This window comes from Roseateles sp. (genome assembly GCF_039595595.1).
GTDB lineage: Bacteria > Pseudomonadota > Gammaproteobacteria > Burkholderiales > Burkholderiaceae_C > Roseateles.
This window is the reverse complement of sequence record NZ_JBCNLG010000028.1, coordinates 1-13,932: the sequence shown is the minus strand read 5'-3', so window position 1 is coordinate 13,932 and position 13,932 is coordinate 1. Positions and strand designations below refer to the sequence as shown.

Genomic DNA, 13,932 nt, shown 5'->3' with positions numbered 1-13,932 from the left:
AAAAGATGGCAGACAACATCCTCCTCCAGGTCGAGGGCCTCAAGGTGGCCTACGGCGGCATCCAGGCAGTCAAGGGCGTGGACTTCGACGTGCGCGAGGGCGAGCTCGTCTCGCTGATCGGCGCCAACGGCGCGGGCAAGACGACGACGCTCAAGGCGGTCACCGGGCTGCAGCCGGTGGCCGTGGGCGACATCAAGTTCCTGGGCCGCTCGATCAAGGGCCAGGGCGCCTGGAACCTGGCCAAGCAGGGTCTGGTGATGGTGCCGGAAGGCCGCGGGACCTTCACCCGCATGACCATCACCGAGAACCTGCAGATGGGCGCGTTCATCCGCAAGGACAACGAGATCGCCGCGGACATCGAGAAGGTCTTCGCCCTGTTCCCGCGCCTGAAGGAGCGCCGCGCGCAACTCGCCGGCACGATGTCCGGCGGCGAGCAGCAGATGCTGGCGATGGGCCGGGCGCTGATGGCGCGTCCCAAGCTGCTGCTGCTGGACGAGCCGTCGATGGGCCTGTCGCCGATCATGGTGGACAAGATCTTCGAGGTCGTGAACGACATCCACCAGCAGGGCGTGACGGTGCTGCTGGTCGAGCAGAACGCCAGCCGCGCGCTGGAGCTGGCCACGCGCGGCTACGTGATGGAGTCCGGCGCGATCACGATGAAGGGCGAGGGCAAGGCCCTGCTCAACGACCCGAAGGTGCGCGCCGCCTACCTCGGCGAATAAGCGCAGCGCCGTCCACGACAAAGCGCCTTGCAGGGTCTGCAAGGCGCTTTTTCTTGGTTCTTCGCCGATGTGCGGGGAAGGCTGGCGAGTCGTCATCCATCAATCGAAGCGCCTGATCCACTTCAAGGTCTCGGCACGTTTGTCGAGGTCTTTCGGCACTCGAAACAATCCCTCGTCGTAATCTTCGAATCGCACCGGCCGAGTGAAACGCGCCGCGAGCCGGTATTCCGCGGGAATGTCGTCGGCGTGCGTATCCCCCAGCCGCGGCGTCGGCCCCGCCTGGATCACGACGCCGCCGTCATACGCGTGAACCGTGCACGCCGGCTCGAGCGCCTCGCGCATCGTTGCCAGGCCACCGAGCTGCGCCACGAGTTCGTCGCCCAATGCTGTCAGCCAGTTGACGGACTTGATTCGGTCATGGACGTCATCGACCTCCAGCGTGAAATCGACCGCGGTTGGGAAATCAAAACCCGGGAACCGAGTCATGAGCTGTAAAGCGTAGACGCTGTTTTGCCCCATGCCTGGACAGACGATGATTGCAAAACCTGCCGAGCCATGAAGCGGTCTGAAGCGTTGGCACCAGCCCACGAAACGTTCGAGCAGCATCGAAGTGTGCAGCTGTCCCGATGCAGAGGCGAGGGGCATGTTTGCATGGAAGAAGGACAGTCCCGGATCCCCAGCTCGGTTGACGAGCAGATTTGCCTGGTAGGGGGGGACGTCGTCATTCGGCAGTCCGATGTCGACGCGACCGAACAGTGCGCCCGAGTAACCGGTCTCCGCTGCATAGTTTGCGATGTCCGCTTCGATCGCGGCACGCGGATCACCCTTGAATCGCTTCGCGCGCTTTGTATCGCGCTGCAGGAACTCGTTGACCTGATCAGGAAACATCGACCAGAACTCGTACAGAAACTCCGCTGCATGCTCGCGCAGCAGCGATCGATCGATATCAGGCAGATAGAGCTCCGCGCCCAGCCCGAACTTGGCTGCCGGTCCGGCCTTGGGATCGGCATAGGGCAGATGGATGCGATCCAGTACGGCTGCGCCGCCGTTCGCTTGAACCAACTGGGCGATGGTGTCTGTGGTCATCATGTCGATGGTCGCGTCGTTTGATCGGGCGCTCAGGGAACCGGTACGAGGTTGCGAGCAGGGAAGAGTCGCGATACCTCGGAGACAACGAAGAAGGCTACCAGCGCGCCGCCGGCGAGTTTGATGCCGGTTGACTGTTCTAGCGCCTTGCCGAACTTGTCGAGGAAGCCTTCCTTTTGCTCAGCCGGTGCGGTCACGGGGACTGGCTGTCCTGGTGGATTGCCGCCATCGTCGCAGTCGCACTTCTCTTCGACACGAAACTCCTCAAATCCATCGCTCGAGCCGGTGTGCTTCCTTGCGATGCGCTTGTAGTCCTTCTCCGCTTCTACCGAGAGGGAATCGTCGCCGAACTTCATGTCGATGATCTTGGATGGCTTCCCGTCCGCGCCGAGGCGGACCACGTCCAGGCGACGTGAGTCGGGGCGGATGAAGTTGGAAGTCGGTAGCCCGGGATTGTTCTTGCTGCCGATCATGTCCCAGCCGGAGCCACGGTCGTACGGCACCTCGCGCCACATCTTCGCGTCAGGCTTGGGATAGCGGCCGTTGTAATGCGCCTCGTCGATCTTCTTGCGCACGCAGTCCTGGAAGGTCTGCCCCTGGGTCATGGATCCCTTCTGCGCCAGGCACTCGCACGCCATGCGGCAGAGCTCGTCGTAGAAGTCCTGATCCGACTGCGGCAGGTCGCGCTGTTTGAGCCCGGCCATGTTCACCGTGTTGCGGTGATTCATGAACATCTTGTCGGTCAGGCGGCAGGCCGGCTTGCCTTCGAAGAAGACGTCAAAGCTGTGGGTGATCCAGTCGGCCTCGGCCTTGTTGGTGCCGGAGGCCACGCCGCCCATGCTGCCGGCCTCGTCATAGATGCTCTTGTGGAACTGGCTGCCGTACTTCGCGATGCTCATGTGGCCATCGGCGAAGACGCTGGTGGTGCCCTTGACCAGATCGCGGGAGTAAGCCTCGTTGCGATACGGCAGCGGCAGCCCCTTGTCGGGCGTCTTGCAGACGTCCGGCAGCGTGTTGCGAGTGACGCCATCGCTGCCCTTGTGGCAGAGCGTCAGCCCATTGATGTTGATGCTTACCGCCATGCCTGCGCCTCCATCGGCAGATGGGCTCCGGTCCCGGCACTTGCCAGAAGCGCCGCGCCGCGAAGGGGATCGTCGGAGCTCGACAGCACGAGGCATCCCTGCGCGGTCGACAGTTTCGAGAGCTGGTACGCCGCCATGGCGAGGTTTGCCACACCGCTCGCGCCATGCAGGTCGCCACTCGCCAGCGCCGGCGTGTGCCGCCTCCACCCCTCGCGCAGCTCAGGACCGAGACGCAGCGCCGTGAATCCGAACTCATCCGCCCGATACGGTTCACCGTTCATGTCGGAGAAGAGCAGTCCGATCGGCGGACGGCCGCTTCCGGCCTGAGCGATCGCGTTTCGCGCGGCGGCCGAGAGCCCGGCGCCGACACAGGGACGCTCCCCGTGGCGATCCGTGGGCTCGAGGTCCGTCGAGCACCCCAGCACGCGAGCCCAGGGAGGCGCTGCAAGATTGGAGGCCTCGGATGTCGCCATCAGGGCCAGCGCCGCGGCCCCTTCCCCCGGCACGCGCCCATGCGCCAGCGCGCGAGGGCCCGCAGGACGATGCACGTGCGCGCCATGCAGCAGGTTCTGGGCATCCAGCCAGGCGAGCGATTCGGCGTCGGTGGCCGCATCCGTGGCCAGCACCACGGCAAGCGGCTGAAGCTCAGTCGTCAGCGCCGATGCGGCCCTGAGCGCATCGCGCGCCTGTTCGAGCGCCAGCAGCCCGGCCGCATGACCGCCACGGACCACGTTCACCTTCGACCACGGCCAGAGGTCCTGCGTCATCGCGTGCCGTATCGCGGCTGGCAGGTCCGCCGGCACGCCGGGCCGGTGCTCGTCGGGCAGCACCAGCCACAGCCACCGCGGGCGATCCAGCAGTGACTCCCAATGTGGCGCGAGCGACGTTGTCAGCTGCGCGAGCGCGTGGCGCGCCAGCCAGCCCCAGCGCTGCGCATCCGGACTGCCTTCGATACGGCCGTCCGGATCGGGGAAGCTGCTCACGCGCGCGGGAACGCCCGCGCGGTCCCGGTAGCTTGGATGACGGCGCGTCAGGCTCAACTGAGCGCGCAGCGCCGCGTCAGCCAGGGCCATGGTCGGCCCCGACGGAAAGCAGCAGGAGGCCGCCAACAACCACAGCGGTAGTTCCGCGCTCATGCCGGTTCCTCGTGCGCGGCCACCATGGCGTCGCGGTCAAGCGGTCGCGCCAGTTCCTCGACGACGGTCTTGCGCAGCTCGTTCACGCGCGCGTGGCACGGCAGCGCCATGTGGTGAACGACGATCACTCGCGGCGCATCGGTATCGAGGATCACCGTGTGGATGACCGATCGGCCTCGCTCCTTTGGCCCTTGACTGAACTGCGTGGTGAACGCGAGGCTGAGCCGGGGCAGCCGGAAGTCGATGCGGCCCTCCCGTGCGAAGCCTGGCGGCGTGAGATTGAGCAGGGAGACGGGCTCGCCACCCCGGAGGTGGCCAGGCACCTGCTGCGCTGGCGGAGCGATCTGGAACAACCGGGGATCCTGATCGACAGGAGGCAGCGGATAGCGCTGAAGCATCCACGCGTCATCGTGCGTGCCCGCATGACGGCTTCGCCAGGGCCAGTGGCCGGCGACCACGCCGACCGCGGCTGGTTCCGGCTGATCGGTGGGACGGCAGATCGGATGGTTCTCGTCCTCCAGGTTGGGCAGCGAGTTCCGGCCGGATCGAGTCGGGCTTGGCCATCCAAGGCCAACAGGGTTCAACGCCATCCGGCCATCAATTTCGCCCGGCCCGCCAAACGCGCGTTCAAAAACCAGTGGCACGCGCAGGAACGGGGTGGGCTTTGACGCCGAGGCGTCGGGCGCAGAGGACTGCCAATGGCGGTCTCCCCACACGCGCAAGCGCCGATGCACCGGTCCGACGCTGAAGCCCGCCTGGAGCTGATCGACCGCACGCGGCTGTCCGTCCGAGCCGACGGGGGCATGAGCGTGTCCGATCAGCACGACGTCAGTGGCCGCCTTGCGAGGACCGAAGTCGGTCTCCCAGCGCGGGCTCTCCAGACCGGGAAATGGCTCCGGACCCGACCGAAGGGGTTCTTGAACACGCGCCAGGCGAAGGACACCGGAAGGGAGTACGTCATAGGTCGCCTTGACCGCGACGACCCAGATCTCGGCCCCTTCCGAATCCCGGTGCCAAACGCCATCCGAGACGTAGCGCGTGCGGTTGTCGACCTGCCACATGAGCGACGCTCAGTTCAGCTCGATCTGTCCGCCGACGATGCGGTTGACACCCTCCGCATCGCTCACGATGTACTCGCCTCGCAGGGCGATCTTTCCGTTCGGATACAAGGTGATGCTGGACTTGCCGCAGCGGATGGTGACTTGCCGACTCGCCTCGAAGACCAGTTCCTGCGGCATCGGCGCGGGCTCGGCGGTGTCGGGGTTGGAGGGCTTGGCGGCACCGGCTGGCGCCTCGGGCTTGGCGGTCGAAAGGTCAACGGAAACGGTCACGGTGCGATCCTTCTGCGACGGGCAGGTCAGGCGGGCAGCCCAGCCATCCAGGTCAATTGGCGAAAGGCTGGCGCGTCGGTGGGAAATGCCGGCCCTTGGTGGTGGTGTTGCAGGTGCTCGGCGGCCATCGGCCGCCACGGCAAGGGGCCACGGCGTAACACTTCGCGCCACCCTGGCGGCGCCGCCGGCAGGCCGGCGAATCGCCGCTGCGTGCCGATGGCGTCGCCGTGGCTCGCCCACCAGGCCGCGAAAGCTTCAGCATCAGGCCAGGGCCAATCGGCATCGGCCTCGATGGCGGGAATCGCATCGGGGCTCGAATCATCTGAGCGGCGATCAGGACCTCGTCCGGACCAGCCGTCGCGACCTGGATGGGACCCTGTGATCAGGCTCGCCGCCGTACCCGCGGCACGCGCCAGTTCTTGATGGCGCATGGCATGGATCAAGGTCGGCACGCCCGCAGGCTCGCCGAGCCAACCCAGCATCTGAACAGCCAGTCGAGGCGCTCGCGTGAGCAGATCGCGCAGCACTTCGCGCGCCGCATCTGGCTGGTGGAGACAAAGGACTTGAGCTGCGCGACTCGGCAGCTCGTTCGCATGAGCACTCAGGGAGCAAGCCCGCACAGGAAAGAGCAGGCAAAGAAAAAGGCCGCTCAGCCTTCGCTGAGCGGCCTTGGCCGGAGGGGTTCCGGATTACTTGCGCTGGCTGCGGCGGCGCTGGGCGAAGCCCAGGCCGGCCAGGGCCAGACCGGCCAGGGCCAGGGAGCCCGGTTCCGGCACGTTGATCACCAGCGAACCGTCCAGCGTCGACTGACGGATCAGGCCCGAGCCGGTATTCCACAGCTGGTCCGGGGTCGGGATCGGGGGATCCACGTTGGTGTCCAGGATCCAGCTCACCGAGATGTTGTTGTTCAGCCAGTTGCTGTACAGCGTGCCCAGGCCTTCACCGGAGCTGAAGAAGTTCTGGACGAAGGCATCGCCAGCCGCGTAGCTGTAGTCGACGTAGCCCTTGACATTCAGGTTGGTCAGCTGGATGTCGGAACCCGTGACCACCAGACGCAGGACTTCCTTGCCGTTGTTCGGGTCGGTCGCGGCGCTCTGGTAGTAGACGTGGAACACGCCGCCGGTGTACTGGACGAAGTCCGACACGCCGTCGCCGTTGGAGTCCACCGTCTTGCCGGTGATCTGATACTGATAGGTCAGGCCCCAGGCACCGCCCAGACCGCCGACGTTGCCGGCGCCGTACTGCGGGAAGCTCACGCCGCCCGTGAAGCCGTTCAGGTCATTGCCCGGACGCGGGTTGTTCAGCGAGTCGATGTTGGTCTGCGACGGGGCGTTCGGGTACGCGAAATTCGCGGTGCCGCCGCTCAGCGTCGTGTGGCTGCCGGCCGAGAAGCCGAACGAGTTCATCACCGACGGGATGTTGGTGTCGATCACCGTGGTGCCCGGCGTGGCCGGCGAGCCCAGGTAGATCGAGGTGGCCAGCGTGCCCGAGTAGCCCAGCTGGTCGAACACCGCGGTGGTGGTCAGGCCGTTGGGGTCGAGGTTGAAGTCATGACCGGTGTCGATGTACAGCGGGGCCGCCATCGCCGGCAAGGTCGCCGCTGTCAGCGCCGCGGCTGCCAGTGCGAGCTTTGCTTGCTTGAACATGTGTCTCTCCTTGAGGATGCGTCTTGCCAGATGCACGTTAGGAAGCGGCACGTGCCGGCTTCTTGCCCGACCTCAAAGCGAGGAGCGTGCCAGCGCACTTTCATCCTTTCAAATCAAGCACTTGACATTCGGTGGCGTGAATCTTCAGCGTCCCTTGTCAAGTTTCTCGACAGCGGCTTTCCCCACATTCGCGGGGGCGCGCCCAGGACCGGAACGGACCTGCCGTCCGCCGACCGCGTCCCTCCAGCGGGCTTCCCCGGCGCTTGGCCGTCACCGCGCGGGCGCATACTCGCCGCTGGCAGGAAATACGACAAAAAGGGAGCCCCATGAGCCGCGCCACGCCTTCCGGTTTCACCTTCGATTACGACCGCGCCTTCTCGCGCAATATCGGCTGGATCACGAAGGACGAGCAGCAGCGATTGCGCAAGGCGCGCGTCGCGATCGCGGGACTGGGCGGTGTCGGCGGCTCGCATGCGCTGACGATGGCGCGGCTCGGTGTGGCGAATTTCAATATCGCCGACTTCGATGAATTCGACGTCCACAACATGAATCGGCAGGCCGCCGCCTTCATGTCGACGATGGGCCGCCCCAAACTCGACGTGGTCGGCGAGATGGTGCGCGACATCAACCCCGAAAGCGACGTCCGGCTTTTTCGCCAAGGCATCAACGACGCCAACATGGACGAGTTTCTCAAAGGCGTCGACGTGTATATCGACAGCCTCGATTTCTTCGTGCTGGAGGTGCGCCGCAAGGTGTTCCGGCGCTGCCGCGAACTGGGCATCCCGGCGATGACCGCCGCGCCTCTGGGGATGGGTACCGCCTTTCTGTACTTCAGCCCCACCGGCATGAGTTTCGAGGACTATTTCCAGGTCGAGGGCCGCGACCATGAGGAGCAATATGCGCGCTTCATCGCCGGGGTATCGCCGGCGATGCTCAGCCGGCAGTATCTGGTGGCGCCCGAGGCGGTCAATTTCAAGGAGCGGCGCGGTCCCTCGACGGTCATGGCCTGCGAGTTGTGCGCCGGCGTCATGGGAACGAATGTGCTGAAGCTGCTGCTGAATCGCGGGCCCTTGCGCGCCGCGCCCTGGGGAATGCACTTCGACGCCTATCGCGGCACGCTCAAACACACCTGGCGGCCTTGGGGAAACTCGCATCCGCTGCAGCGCCTGCTGATCGCGCTGATCAAGCCGGTGCTCAAGGGACGATAAAACCGGATCAGGACGGGATAAATACCGGCCGGAAAGCGGGTTTCCCCGGATTCATGCGGGTTCGCGCAGGTTTTCGGGGTGGCGCCGCTAGCACGGAAATCCATCACGTCAGGGAGGGATCGCCCTCAGTCCAGGGGGTTCCACACCCGCGCGCGCTGAGGTGCAATCCGGTCAGCTTCCTGCAGGGGTGGACATGTTGAAGAACACTGGATTGAAGATCGCTTCCATGAAGGCGGCCCAGGCCGCGCTGCTGGCGCTGGCCACCGCGCTGGCCGGCTGCTCGACCACCGGCAACCACCCGCCCGCGCCGGTGTCCGCCTCCCAGGCCGACTACAGCTACGTGGTCGGCGCCGGCGACAACCTCAACATCATCGTGTGGCGCAACCCGGAGCTGTCGCTGACCGTGCCCGTGCGTCCCGACGGCAAGATCGCCGCCCCGCTGATCGACGAACTGCCGGTGCAGGGCAAGAACTCCGTCGAGATCGCCCGCGACATCGAGAAGCAGCTCGGCAAGTACGTGCGCGACCCGGTCGTCACCGTGATCGTCACCAGCTTCGTCGGCCCGTACAGCGAGCAGATCCGCGTCGTCGGCGAGGCCGCCAAGCCGCAGTTCCTGCCCTACAAGCAGAAGATGACGCTGCTGGACGTGATGATCGCCGTCGGCGGCCTGACCGATTTCGCGGCCGGCAACTCCGCCACCATCCTGCGCACGGCCGAAGGCAACAAGCAGTACTCGGTGCGCCTGAAGGACCTGATCCGCCGCGGCGACGTGTCGGCCAACGTCGAAATGCGCCCGGGCGACATCCTCATCATTCCGCAGAGCTTCTTCTGACCCGCGCCCGGAGCGCCGCGCCCGGCCGTCCGCAGGCTCCCGCGCCGGCCTCCGCGCACCCGATTCCCGCAGTACCGGCCCGCTCCGCGCCGGGCCCAGCCGGCATCGACGCCGGCGCAACCGAGACCGCCGCATGGATTCCCTGATCGCGCAACTGATGGCCGTGTTCAAGCGGATGTGGCGCTACCGCTGGCCGGGGTTGATCGCCGCCTGGCTGGTGGGCATCGCCGCCGCCATCGTGGTGTTCGTCGTGCCCGATCGCTACGAGGCCAGCGCGCGCGTCTACGTGGACACCCAGTCCATCCTCAAGCCGCTGATGTCCGGCATGGCCGTGCTGACCAACACCGAGCAGCAGGTCAACATGCTCAGCCGCACGCTGATCAGCCGGCCCAACGTCGAGAAGCTGGTGCGCATGGCCGACCTGGACCTCAAGGCCACCAGCAAGTCCGAGCAGGAGGCGCTGATCGATCGCGTCACGCGCAACCTGTCGATCCAGACCGCCGGCAATTCGGCCAACAACCTGTATCTGCTGTCGTACCGCGACTCCTCGCCGGAGATCTCGAAGAAGGTGGTGGCCTCGCTGCTGTCGATCTTCATGGAGTCCAGCCTGGGCGCGAGCCGCAAGGACAGCACCACCGCCGCGACCTTCCTGAACGAGCAGATCAAGACCTACGAGACCAAGCTCGAGGAGGCGGAAGCGCGCCGCAAGGAATTCCGCCTGCGCAACCTGCAGCTGACGCAGGCCGACGGCAAGGACGCCGCGGCGCGGCTGGCCGAGTCCAGCAACCAGCTCGAGGCCGCCCGGCTGCAGCTGCGCGAGGCGGTCAATGCCCGCGACGCGGCCAAGGCCCAGCTCGACCTGGAGACCAAGCGCAGCGCCGCCGGCGGCAGCCTGTCCAGCCTGCTGCAGGAGAGCGCGCAGAAGTTCGCGACGCCCGAACTCGACGCCCGCATCGCCGAGCTCAAGCGCGGCCTGGACCAGCTGCAGCAGCGCTACACCGACCAGCATCCGGACGTGATCAACACCAGGCGCCAGATCAAGGACCTGGAAGAGCAGCGCAAGCGCGAGGTCGCCGAGCTGCAGAAGGCCGCGCTGGCGCAGCCCGCGGCCGCCGGCGGCCGCAACGACAGCCTGGCCAACCAGGAGCTGGCGCGCGTGCTGGCGACCAAGGAGGTCGAAGTGGCGCAGATCCGCGCCCGTGTCGACGAATACGCCGCCCGCTACAACGCCGCGCAGGGCGCGATCAAGCTGGCGCCGCAGCTCGAGGCCGAGTTCGCGCAGCTCAACCGCGACTACGACATCATCAAGAAGAACTACCAGGAGATGGTCGAGCGCCGCGAGTCCGCCGCGCTGTCCACCGACCTGGACAACACCTCGGGCGTGGCCGATTTCCGCATCATCGATCCGCCGCGCGCCTCGCCCAAGCCGGTGGCGCCGAACCGGCTGATGCTGCTGGCCGCGGGCATGGTCGTGGCGCTGCTGGCCGGGCTGCTGACCGCCTTCGCCGCGAGCCAGATCCGCCCGGTCTTCCACGACCTCAACGAGCTGCGCCATCGCCTGGAGCTGCCGATCCTGGGCGCGGTCTCGCGCCAGGAGACGCCCGAGGACCGGCGCCGCCTGAAGGTGGACCTGCTGCGTTTCGGCGTGGCCTCGGGCAGCCTGGTCAGCCTGTACGCGGTCGGCCTGATCGGCATGGTCATCTGGATCAGCCGGCAGGCCGGGTGAGGGGAGTTTTCGCATGACGAGCCTGATCGAACAAGCCGCCCAGCGGCTGGAACAACTGAAGCAGGCCGGCGTCGACGTCGGCCCGGCGCCGGTGGCCGCCCCGGCGCCCGCGATGGCCCCCGTGGCCGCCGCGCCCGCCGTGGTGCCGTTGCCGTCCGCGCCGGCCGTGGCGCGCTCCGGCGAGGCCCAGTCCAAGCGCGTCGAGCTGGACCTGGAGGCGCTGGCCGCGCAGGGCTTCCTGACGCCCAACGCCCCGCGCACCGTGATGGCGGACCAGTACCGCAACATCAAGCGCCCGCTGATCCGCAACGCGATGGCGCGCGGGGCCGGCTCGCTCAAGCACGCCAACCTGATCATGGTGACCAGCGCGCTGCCGGGCGAGGGCAAGAGCTTCACCTCGCTGAACCTGGCCATGTCCATCGCGGCCGAGTTCGACAACACCGTGATGCTGGTGGACGCCGACGTCGCCCGCCCGTCGATGCTGCGCATGCTGGGCCTGCCGCCCGGCCCGGGCCTGCTCGACGTGCTGGAGAAGGAGGCCGACATGGCCGGCGTGCTGCTCAAGACCAACGTCGACAAGCTGACGCTGCTGCCCTCGGGCCGTCCGCACGCGCGGGCCACCGAGCTGCTGGCCTCCGACGCGATGAGCGCGCTGCTGGACGACATGGCCCAGCGCTATCCGGACCGGATCATCATCTTCGACAGCCCGCCGCTGCTGCTCACCACCGAGTCGCGGGTGCTGGCCACGCACATGGGCCAGATCGTCATCGTCGTGCAGGCCGAGCGCACGCCGCAGAGCGCGGTGCAGCAGGCGGTCAGCGCGATCGAGAGCTGCCCGCTGAAGATGGTGCTGCTCAACCAGGCCAGCAACAAGCGCAGCAGCGGCTACGGCTATGGCTACGGGTATGGCTACGGCTACGGGTATGGCTATGGCCAGGCCGATGGCCAAGGCGATGCCGCGCACCCCGCGGCCGGTGCCGGCCGGGATCGGGCTTGAGGCGATGACGCGGGCCCTCGTCCACCGCCGCCGGCCGTTGTCCCTGCCGAGCCTCGCCGCGCTGGCGATGCTGGGCGCGCTGGCGCACGCGCCGGCCCGCGGCCAGCAGACGGGTGAGGGCGGTGGCGGCAGTGACGGCCGCAAGGGCTGGACGCTCGAACCCCGGATCGCCGTCACCGAGACCTGGACCGACAACCTGCAGCTCGCGCCCAGCGGTTTCCGCGACAAGGCCCTCATCACGGCCATCTCGCCCGGCGTTTCCATCGCCAGCAACAGCGGCGCGGTGCGCGGCAACTTCGACTACACGCTGGACGGCCTGGTCTACACGAAGAGCGAGCGCTCGGCCCGCGTGCAGAACCAGCTCAACTCGCGCGTGCTGGCCGAGCTCGTGCCGCAGGCGCTGTTCGTCGACGTGCGCGGCAACATCAGCCAGCAGTCGATCTCGGCCTTCGGCCAGCAGACCGTCAACAACCAGCTCGACAGCCCCAACCGCACCGAAGTGCGCTCGCTGCAGGTCTCGCCGTACTGGCGCGGCATCCTGGCCGGCATGGCCAGCTTCGAACTGCGCGCCACCGGGCTGATCCGCAGCTCCAGCGATGGCGGCAATGGCACGCTGGGCGGCTCCAGCAGCGGCGACAGCAAGCAGGGCACGCTGTCGCTGAACCTGTCGGGTCCGCAGGGCCGGGTCTTCAATTGGGGCCTGAGCGCGAGCACGCAGCGCGTGCACTTCGACCAGACCGGTGTCGACAACCGCACCACCTCGGTGGTGGGCTCGCTGTACTGGATCCCGGACATCGACTGGATGCTGGGCGTCAACACCGGCCGCGAGCGCAGCGACTACTTCGGCCCCGAGACCTCGACGATCTACGGCGTCACCGCGCGCTGGACGCCGACGCCGCGCACCCGCATCGACGGCGAGTGGCAGCACCACAGCTACGGCAACAGCCACAACCTGGCGATCGAGCACCGCATGCAGCAGATCGCGCTGCGCGCGTCGAGCTCGCAGAGCGTGCAGACCAACGACTCGCCCAGCGGCCAGGCCACCAACTACCAGCTGCTGGACCTGCAGTTCCAGGGCCTGCAGCCCGACCCGGTCAAGCGCGACGCGCTGGTGCGGGCGGTGCTGGCGGCGATGGGCCTGAACGGCGACGCGCTGACCGGCAACGGCTTCATCTCCAACACCGCGATGCTGCAGCGGCGCACCGACCTGTCCATCGGCTACACCGGCCCGCGCCTGGTCGTGACGCTGGCCGCCAACGACAGCCTGAGCCGGCGCCTGGGCGTCTCGCCCACCGGCAGCGGCGACCTGGCGCTGACCAACCGCCTGACCCAGCGCGGCGCCTCGGTCAGCCTGGGCTACCGCTTCACGCCGCTGACCACGGGCAGCCTCAGCCTCACGCGCCAGCACACCAGCGGCGACGAGGTCGGCTCCACCGACATGAGCTCGCTGCTGGCCAGCGTCGTCATGCGGATGGGCCCGCGCGCCGACGCCAGCTTCGGCGTCCGGTACACGAAGTTCGATGACAACGCGCTCGGCAACGCCGGCTATCGCGAGCACGCGATCTACGCCTCGCTGTCGCAGCGCTTCTAACGCATCCACGCACCCATCGCCATGTACGAGGCCTTCTACGGGCTGGCCAGCAAGCCGTTCCAGCTCAGTCCCGACCCCAGCTTCTACTTCGGCAGCAAGCAGCATCGCCGCGCCAAGGCCTACCTGGACTACGGCGTGCTGCGCAGCGACGGCTTCATCGTCATCACCGGCGAGATCGGCGCCGGCAAGACGACGCTGGTGCGCGGACTGCTCGACAGCCTGAACCGCAGCAACGTCGTCATCGGCAATGTCGTCACCACGCAGCTGGATGCCGAGGACACGTTGCGCCTGGTGGGCGCGGCCTTCGGCGTGCGGGTCAAGGACCTGCCCAAGAGCGAGCTGCTGATGGCGCTGGAGGCCTTCTTCGTCAGCGAGGCCAGCCGCGGCAAGCGCTGCCTGCTGATCGTCGACGAGGCGCAGAACCTGACCGCGCGCGCGGTCGAGGAGCTGCGCATGCTGTCCAACTTCCAGTTCGGCAACCAGTCGCTGGTGCAGACCTTCCTGGTCGGGCAGCCGGAGTTCCGCGCCATCCTGCAGCGGCCCGAGATGGAGCAGTTCCGCCAGCGCATCGCGGC

The 13,932-nt window shown here is 67.2% G+C and carries 14 protein-coding genes; 7 read left to right on the top strand and 7 right to left on the bottom strand.

What is annotated here, in order from left to right; translation table 11 throughout:
- Positions 1-5: 5 nt before the first annotated feature.
- Positions 6-722, top strand: a complete 717-nt coding sequence (locus ABDW61_RS22535; RefSeq protein WP_343641950.1) for an ABC transporter ATP-binding protein — start codon at positions 6-8, stop codon at positions 720-722.
- A gap of 99 nt (positions 723-821) precedes the next feature.
- On the opposite strand, the gene ABDW61_RS22530 is transcribed toward ABDW61_RS22535, so the two are convergent.
- The 7 genes from ABDW61_RS22530 to ABDW61_RS22500 all read right to left on the bottom strand — a co-directional run bounded on the left by ABDW61_RS22530 (position 822) and on the right by ABDW61_RS22500 (position 7,003).
- On the bottom strand, positions 822-1,811 hold the full coding sequence (locus ABDW61_RS22530) for a type VI immunity family protein (protein WP_343641949.1): 990 nt from the start codon (positions 1,809-1,811) through the stop codon (positions 822-824).
- 29 nt (positions 1,812-1,840) lie between these two features.
- Entirely contained in the window at positions 1,841-2,890 is a 1,050-nt protein-coding gene (locus ABDW61_RS22525; RefSeq protein WP_343641948.1) for a DUF4150 domain-containing protein, read from the bottom strand.
- Positions 2,881-4,026, bottom strand: a complete 1,146-nt coding sequence (locus ABDW61_RS22520) for a beta-ketoacyl synthase (RefSeq protein WP_343641946.1) — start codon at positions 4,024-4,026, stop codon at positions 2,881-2,883. Before ABDW61_RS22520 ends, ABDW61_RS22525 begins: the two co-directional genes overlap by 10 nt.
- Positions 4,023-5,087 carry a DUF2169 domain-containing protein gene (locus ABDW61_RS22515; RefSeq protein ID WP_343641945.1) on the bottom strand — a complete coding sequence of 355 codons (1,065 nt, stop codon included), beginning with the start codon at positions 5,085-5,087 and terminating at the stop codon, positions 4,023-4,025. Before ABDW61_RS22515 ends, ABDW61_RS22520 begins: the two co-directional genes overlap by 4 nt.
- Before the next feature lie 9 nt (positions 5,088-5,096).
- Positions 5,097-5,357 carry a hypothetical protein gene (locus ABDW61_RS22510; RefSeq protein ID WP_343641944.1) on the bottom strand — a complete coding sequence of 87 codons (261 nt, stop codon included), beginning with the start codon at positions 5,355-5,357 and terminating at the stop codon, positions 5,097-5,099.
- Between the two features lie 26 nt (positions 5,358-5,383).
- On the bottom strand, positions 5,384-5,884 hold the full coding sequence (locus ABDW61_RS22505; protein WP_343641942.1) for a hypothetical protein: 501 nt from the start codon (positions 5,882-5,884) through the stop codon (positions 5,384-5,386).
- A 162-nt stretch (positions 5,885-6,046) separates the two neighbouring features.
- Entirely contained in the window at positions 6,047-7,003 is a 957-nt protein-coding gene (locus ABDW61_RS22500; protein ID WP_343641940.1) for a PEP-CTERM sorting domain-containing protein, read from the bottom strand.
- 326 nt (positions 7,004-7,329) lie between these two features.
- Between ABDW61_RS22500 and ABDW61_RS22495 the strand changes: the two genes are divergently transcribed.
- The 6 genes from ABDW61_RS22495 to ABDW61_RS22470 form a co-directional block, all read left to right on the top strand.
- Positions 7,330-8,211, top strand: a complete 882-nt coding sequence (locus ABDW61_RS22495) for a ThiF family adenylyltransferase (protein WP_343641938.1) — start codon at positions 7,330-7,332, stop codon at positions 8,209-8,211.
- Between the two features lie 226 nt (positions 8,212-8,437).
- Positions 8,438-9,043, top strand: coding sequence for an XrtA/PEP-CTERM system exopolysaccharide export protein (locus ABDW61_RS22490; RefSeq protein ID WP_343642004.1), 606 nt, complete (start codon positions 8,438-8,440; stop codon positions 9,041-9,043).
- Between the two features lie 133 nt (positions 9,044-9,176).
- Positions 9,177-10,769, top strand: a complete 1,593-nt coding sequence (locus ABDW61_RS22485) for an XrtA system polysaccharide chain length determinant (protein ID WP_343641936.1) — start codon at positions 9,177-9,179, stop codon at positions 10,767-10,769.
- Between the two features lie 13 nt (positions 10,770-10,782).
- A complete protein-coding gene (locus tag ABDW61_RS22480) occupies positions 10,783-11,766 on the top strand; it encodes an XrtA-associated tyrosine autokinase (protein ID WP_343641934.1) in 984 nt (327 codons plus the stop codon).
- Positions 11,693-13,357, top strand: a complete 1,665-nt coding sequence (locus ABDW61_RS22475; RefSeq protein ID WP_343641932.1) for a TIGR03016 family PEP-CTERM system-associated outer membrane protein — start codon at positions 11,693-11,695, stop codon at positions 13,355-13,357. The genes ABDW61_RS22480 and ABDW61_RS22475 overlap by 74 nt, the downstream gene beginning before the upstream one ends.
- A 21-nt stretch (positions 13,358-13,378) precedes the next feature.
- Positions 13,379-13,932 (top strand): AAA family ATPase (locus ABDW61_RS22470; protein ID WP_343641931.1); only part of this gene is annotated, 554 nt, incomplete at its 3' end.

What these genes read in the sequence shown, in the direction of transcription:
- ABDW61_RS22485 (WP_343641936.1), top strand. Translation starts at nt 9,177, where the DNA reads ATGGATTCCCTGATCGCGCAACTGATGGCCGTGTTCAAGCGGATGTGG.
- ABDW61_RS22535 (WP_343641950.1), top strand. Translation starts at nt 6, where the DNA reads ATGGCAGACAACATCCTCCTCCAGGTCGAGGGCCTCAAGGTGGCCTAC.
- ABDW61_RS22500 (WP_343641940.1), bottom strand. Translation starts at nt 7,003, where the DNA reads ATGTTCAAGCAAGCAAAGCTCGCACTGGCAGCCGCGGCGCTGACAGCG.
- ABDW61_RS22490 (WP_343642004.1), top strand. Translation starts at nt 8,438, where the DNA reads ATGAAGGCGGCCCAGGCCGCGCTGCTGGCGCTGGCCACCGCGCTGGCC.
- ABDW61_RS22525 (WP_343641948.1), bottom strand. Translation starts at nt 2,890, where the DNA reads ATGGCGGTAAGCATCAACATCAATGGGCTGACGCTCTGCCACAAGGGC.
- ABDW61_RS22530 (WP_343641949.1), bottom strand. Translation starts at nt 1,811, where the DNA reads ATGATGACCACAGACACCATCGCCCAGTTGGTTCAAGCGAACGGCGGC.
- ABDW61_RS22480 (WP_343641934.1), top strand. Translation starts at nt 10,783, where the DNA reads ATGACGAGCCTGATCGAACAAGCCGCCCAGCGGCTGGAACAACTGAAG.
- ABDW61_RS22515 (WP_343641945.1), bottom strand. Translation starts at nt 5,087, where the DNA reads ATGTGGCAGGTCGACAACCGCACGCGCTACGTCTCGGATGGCGTTTGG.
- ABDW61_RS22475 (WP_343641932.1), top strand. Translation starts at nt 11,693, where the DNA reads ATGGCTATGGCCAGGCCGATGGCCAAGGCGATGCCGCGCACCCCGCGG.
- ABDW61_RS22495 (WP_343641938.1), top strand. Translation starts at nt 7,330, where the DNA reads ATGAGCCGCGCCACGCCTTCCGGTTTCACCTTCGATTACGACCGCGCC.
- ABDW61_RS22520 (WP_343641946.1), bottom strand. Translation starts at nt 4,026, where the DNA reads ATGAGCGCGGAACTACCGCTGTGGTTGTTGGCGGCCTCCTGCTGCTTT.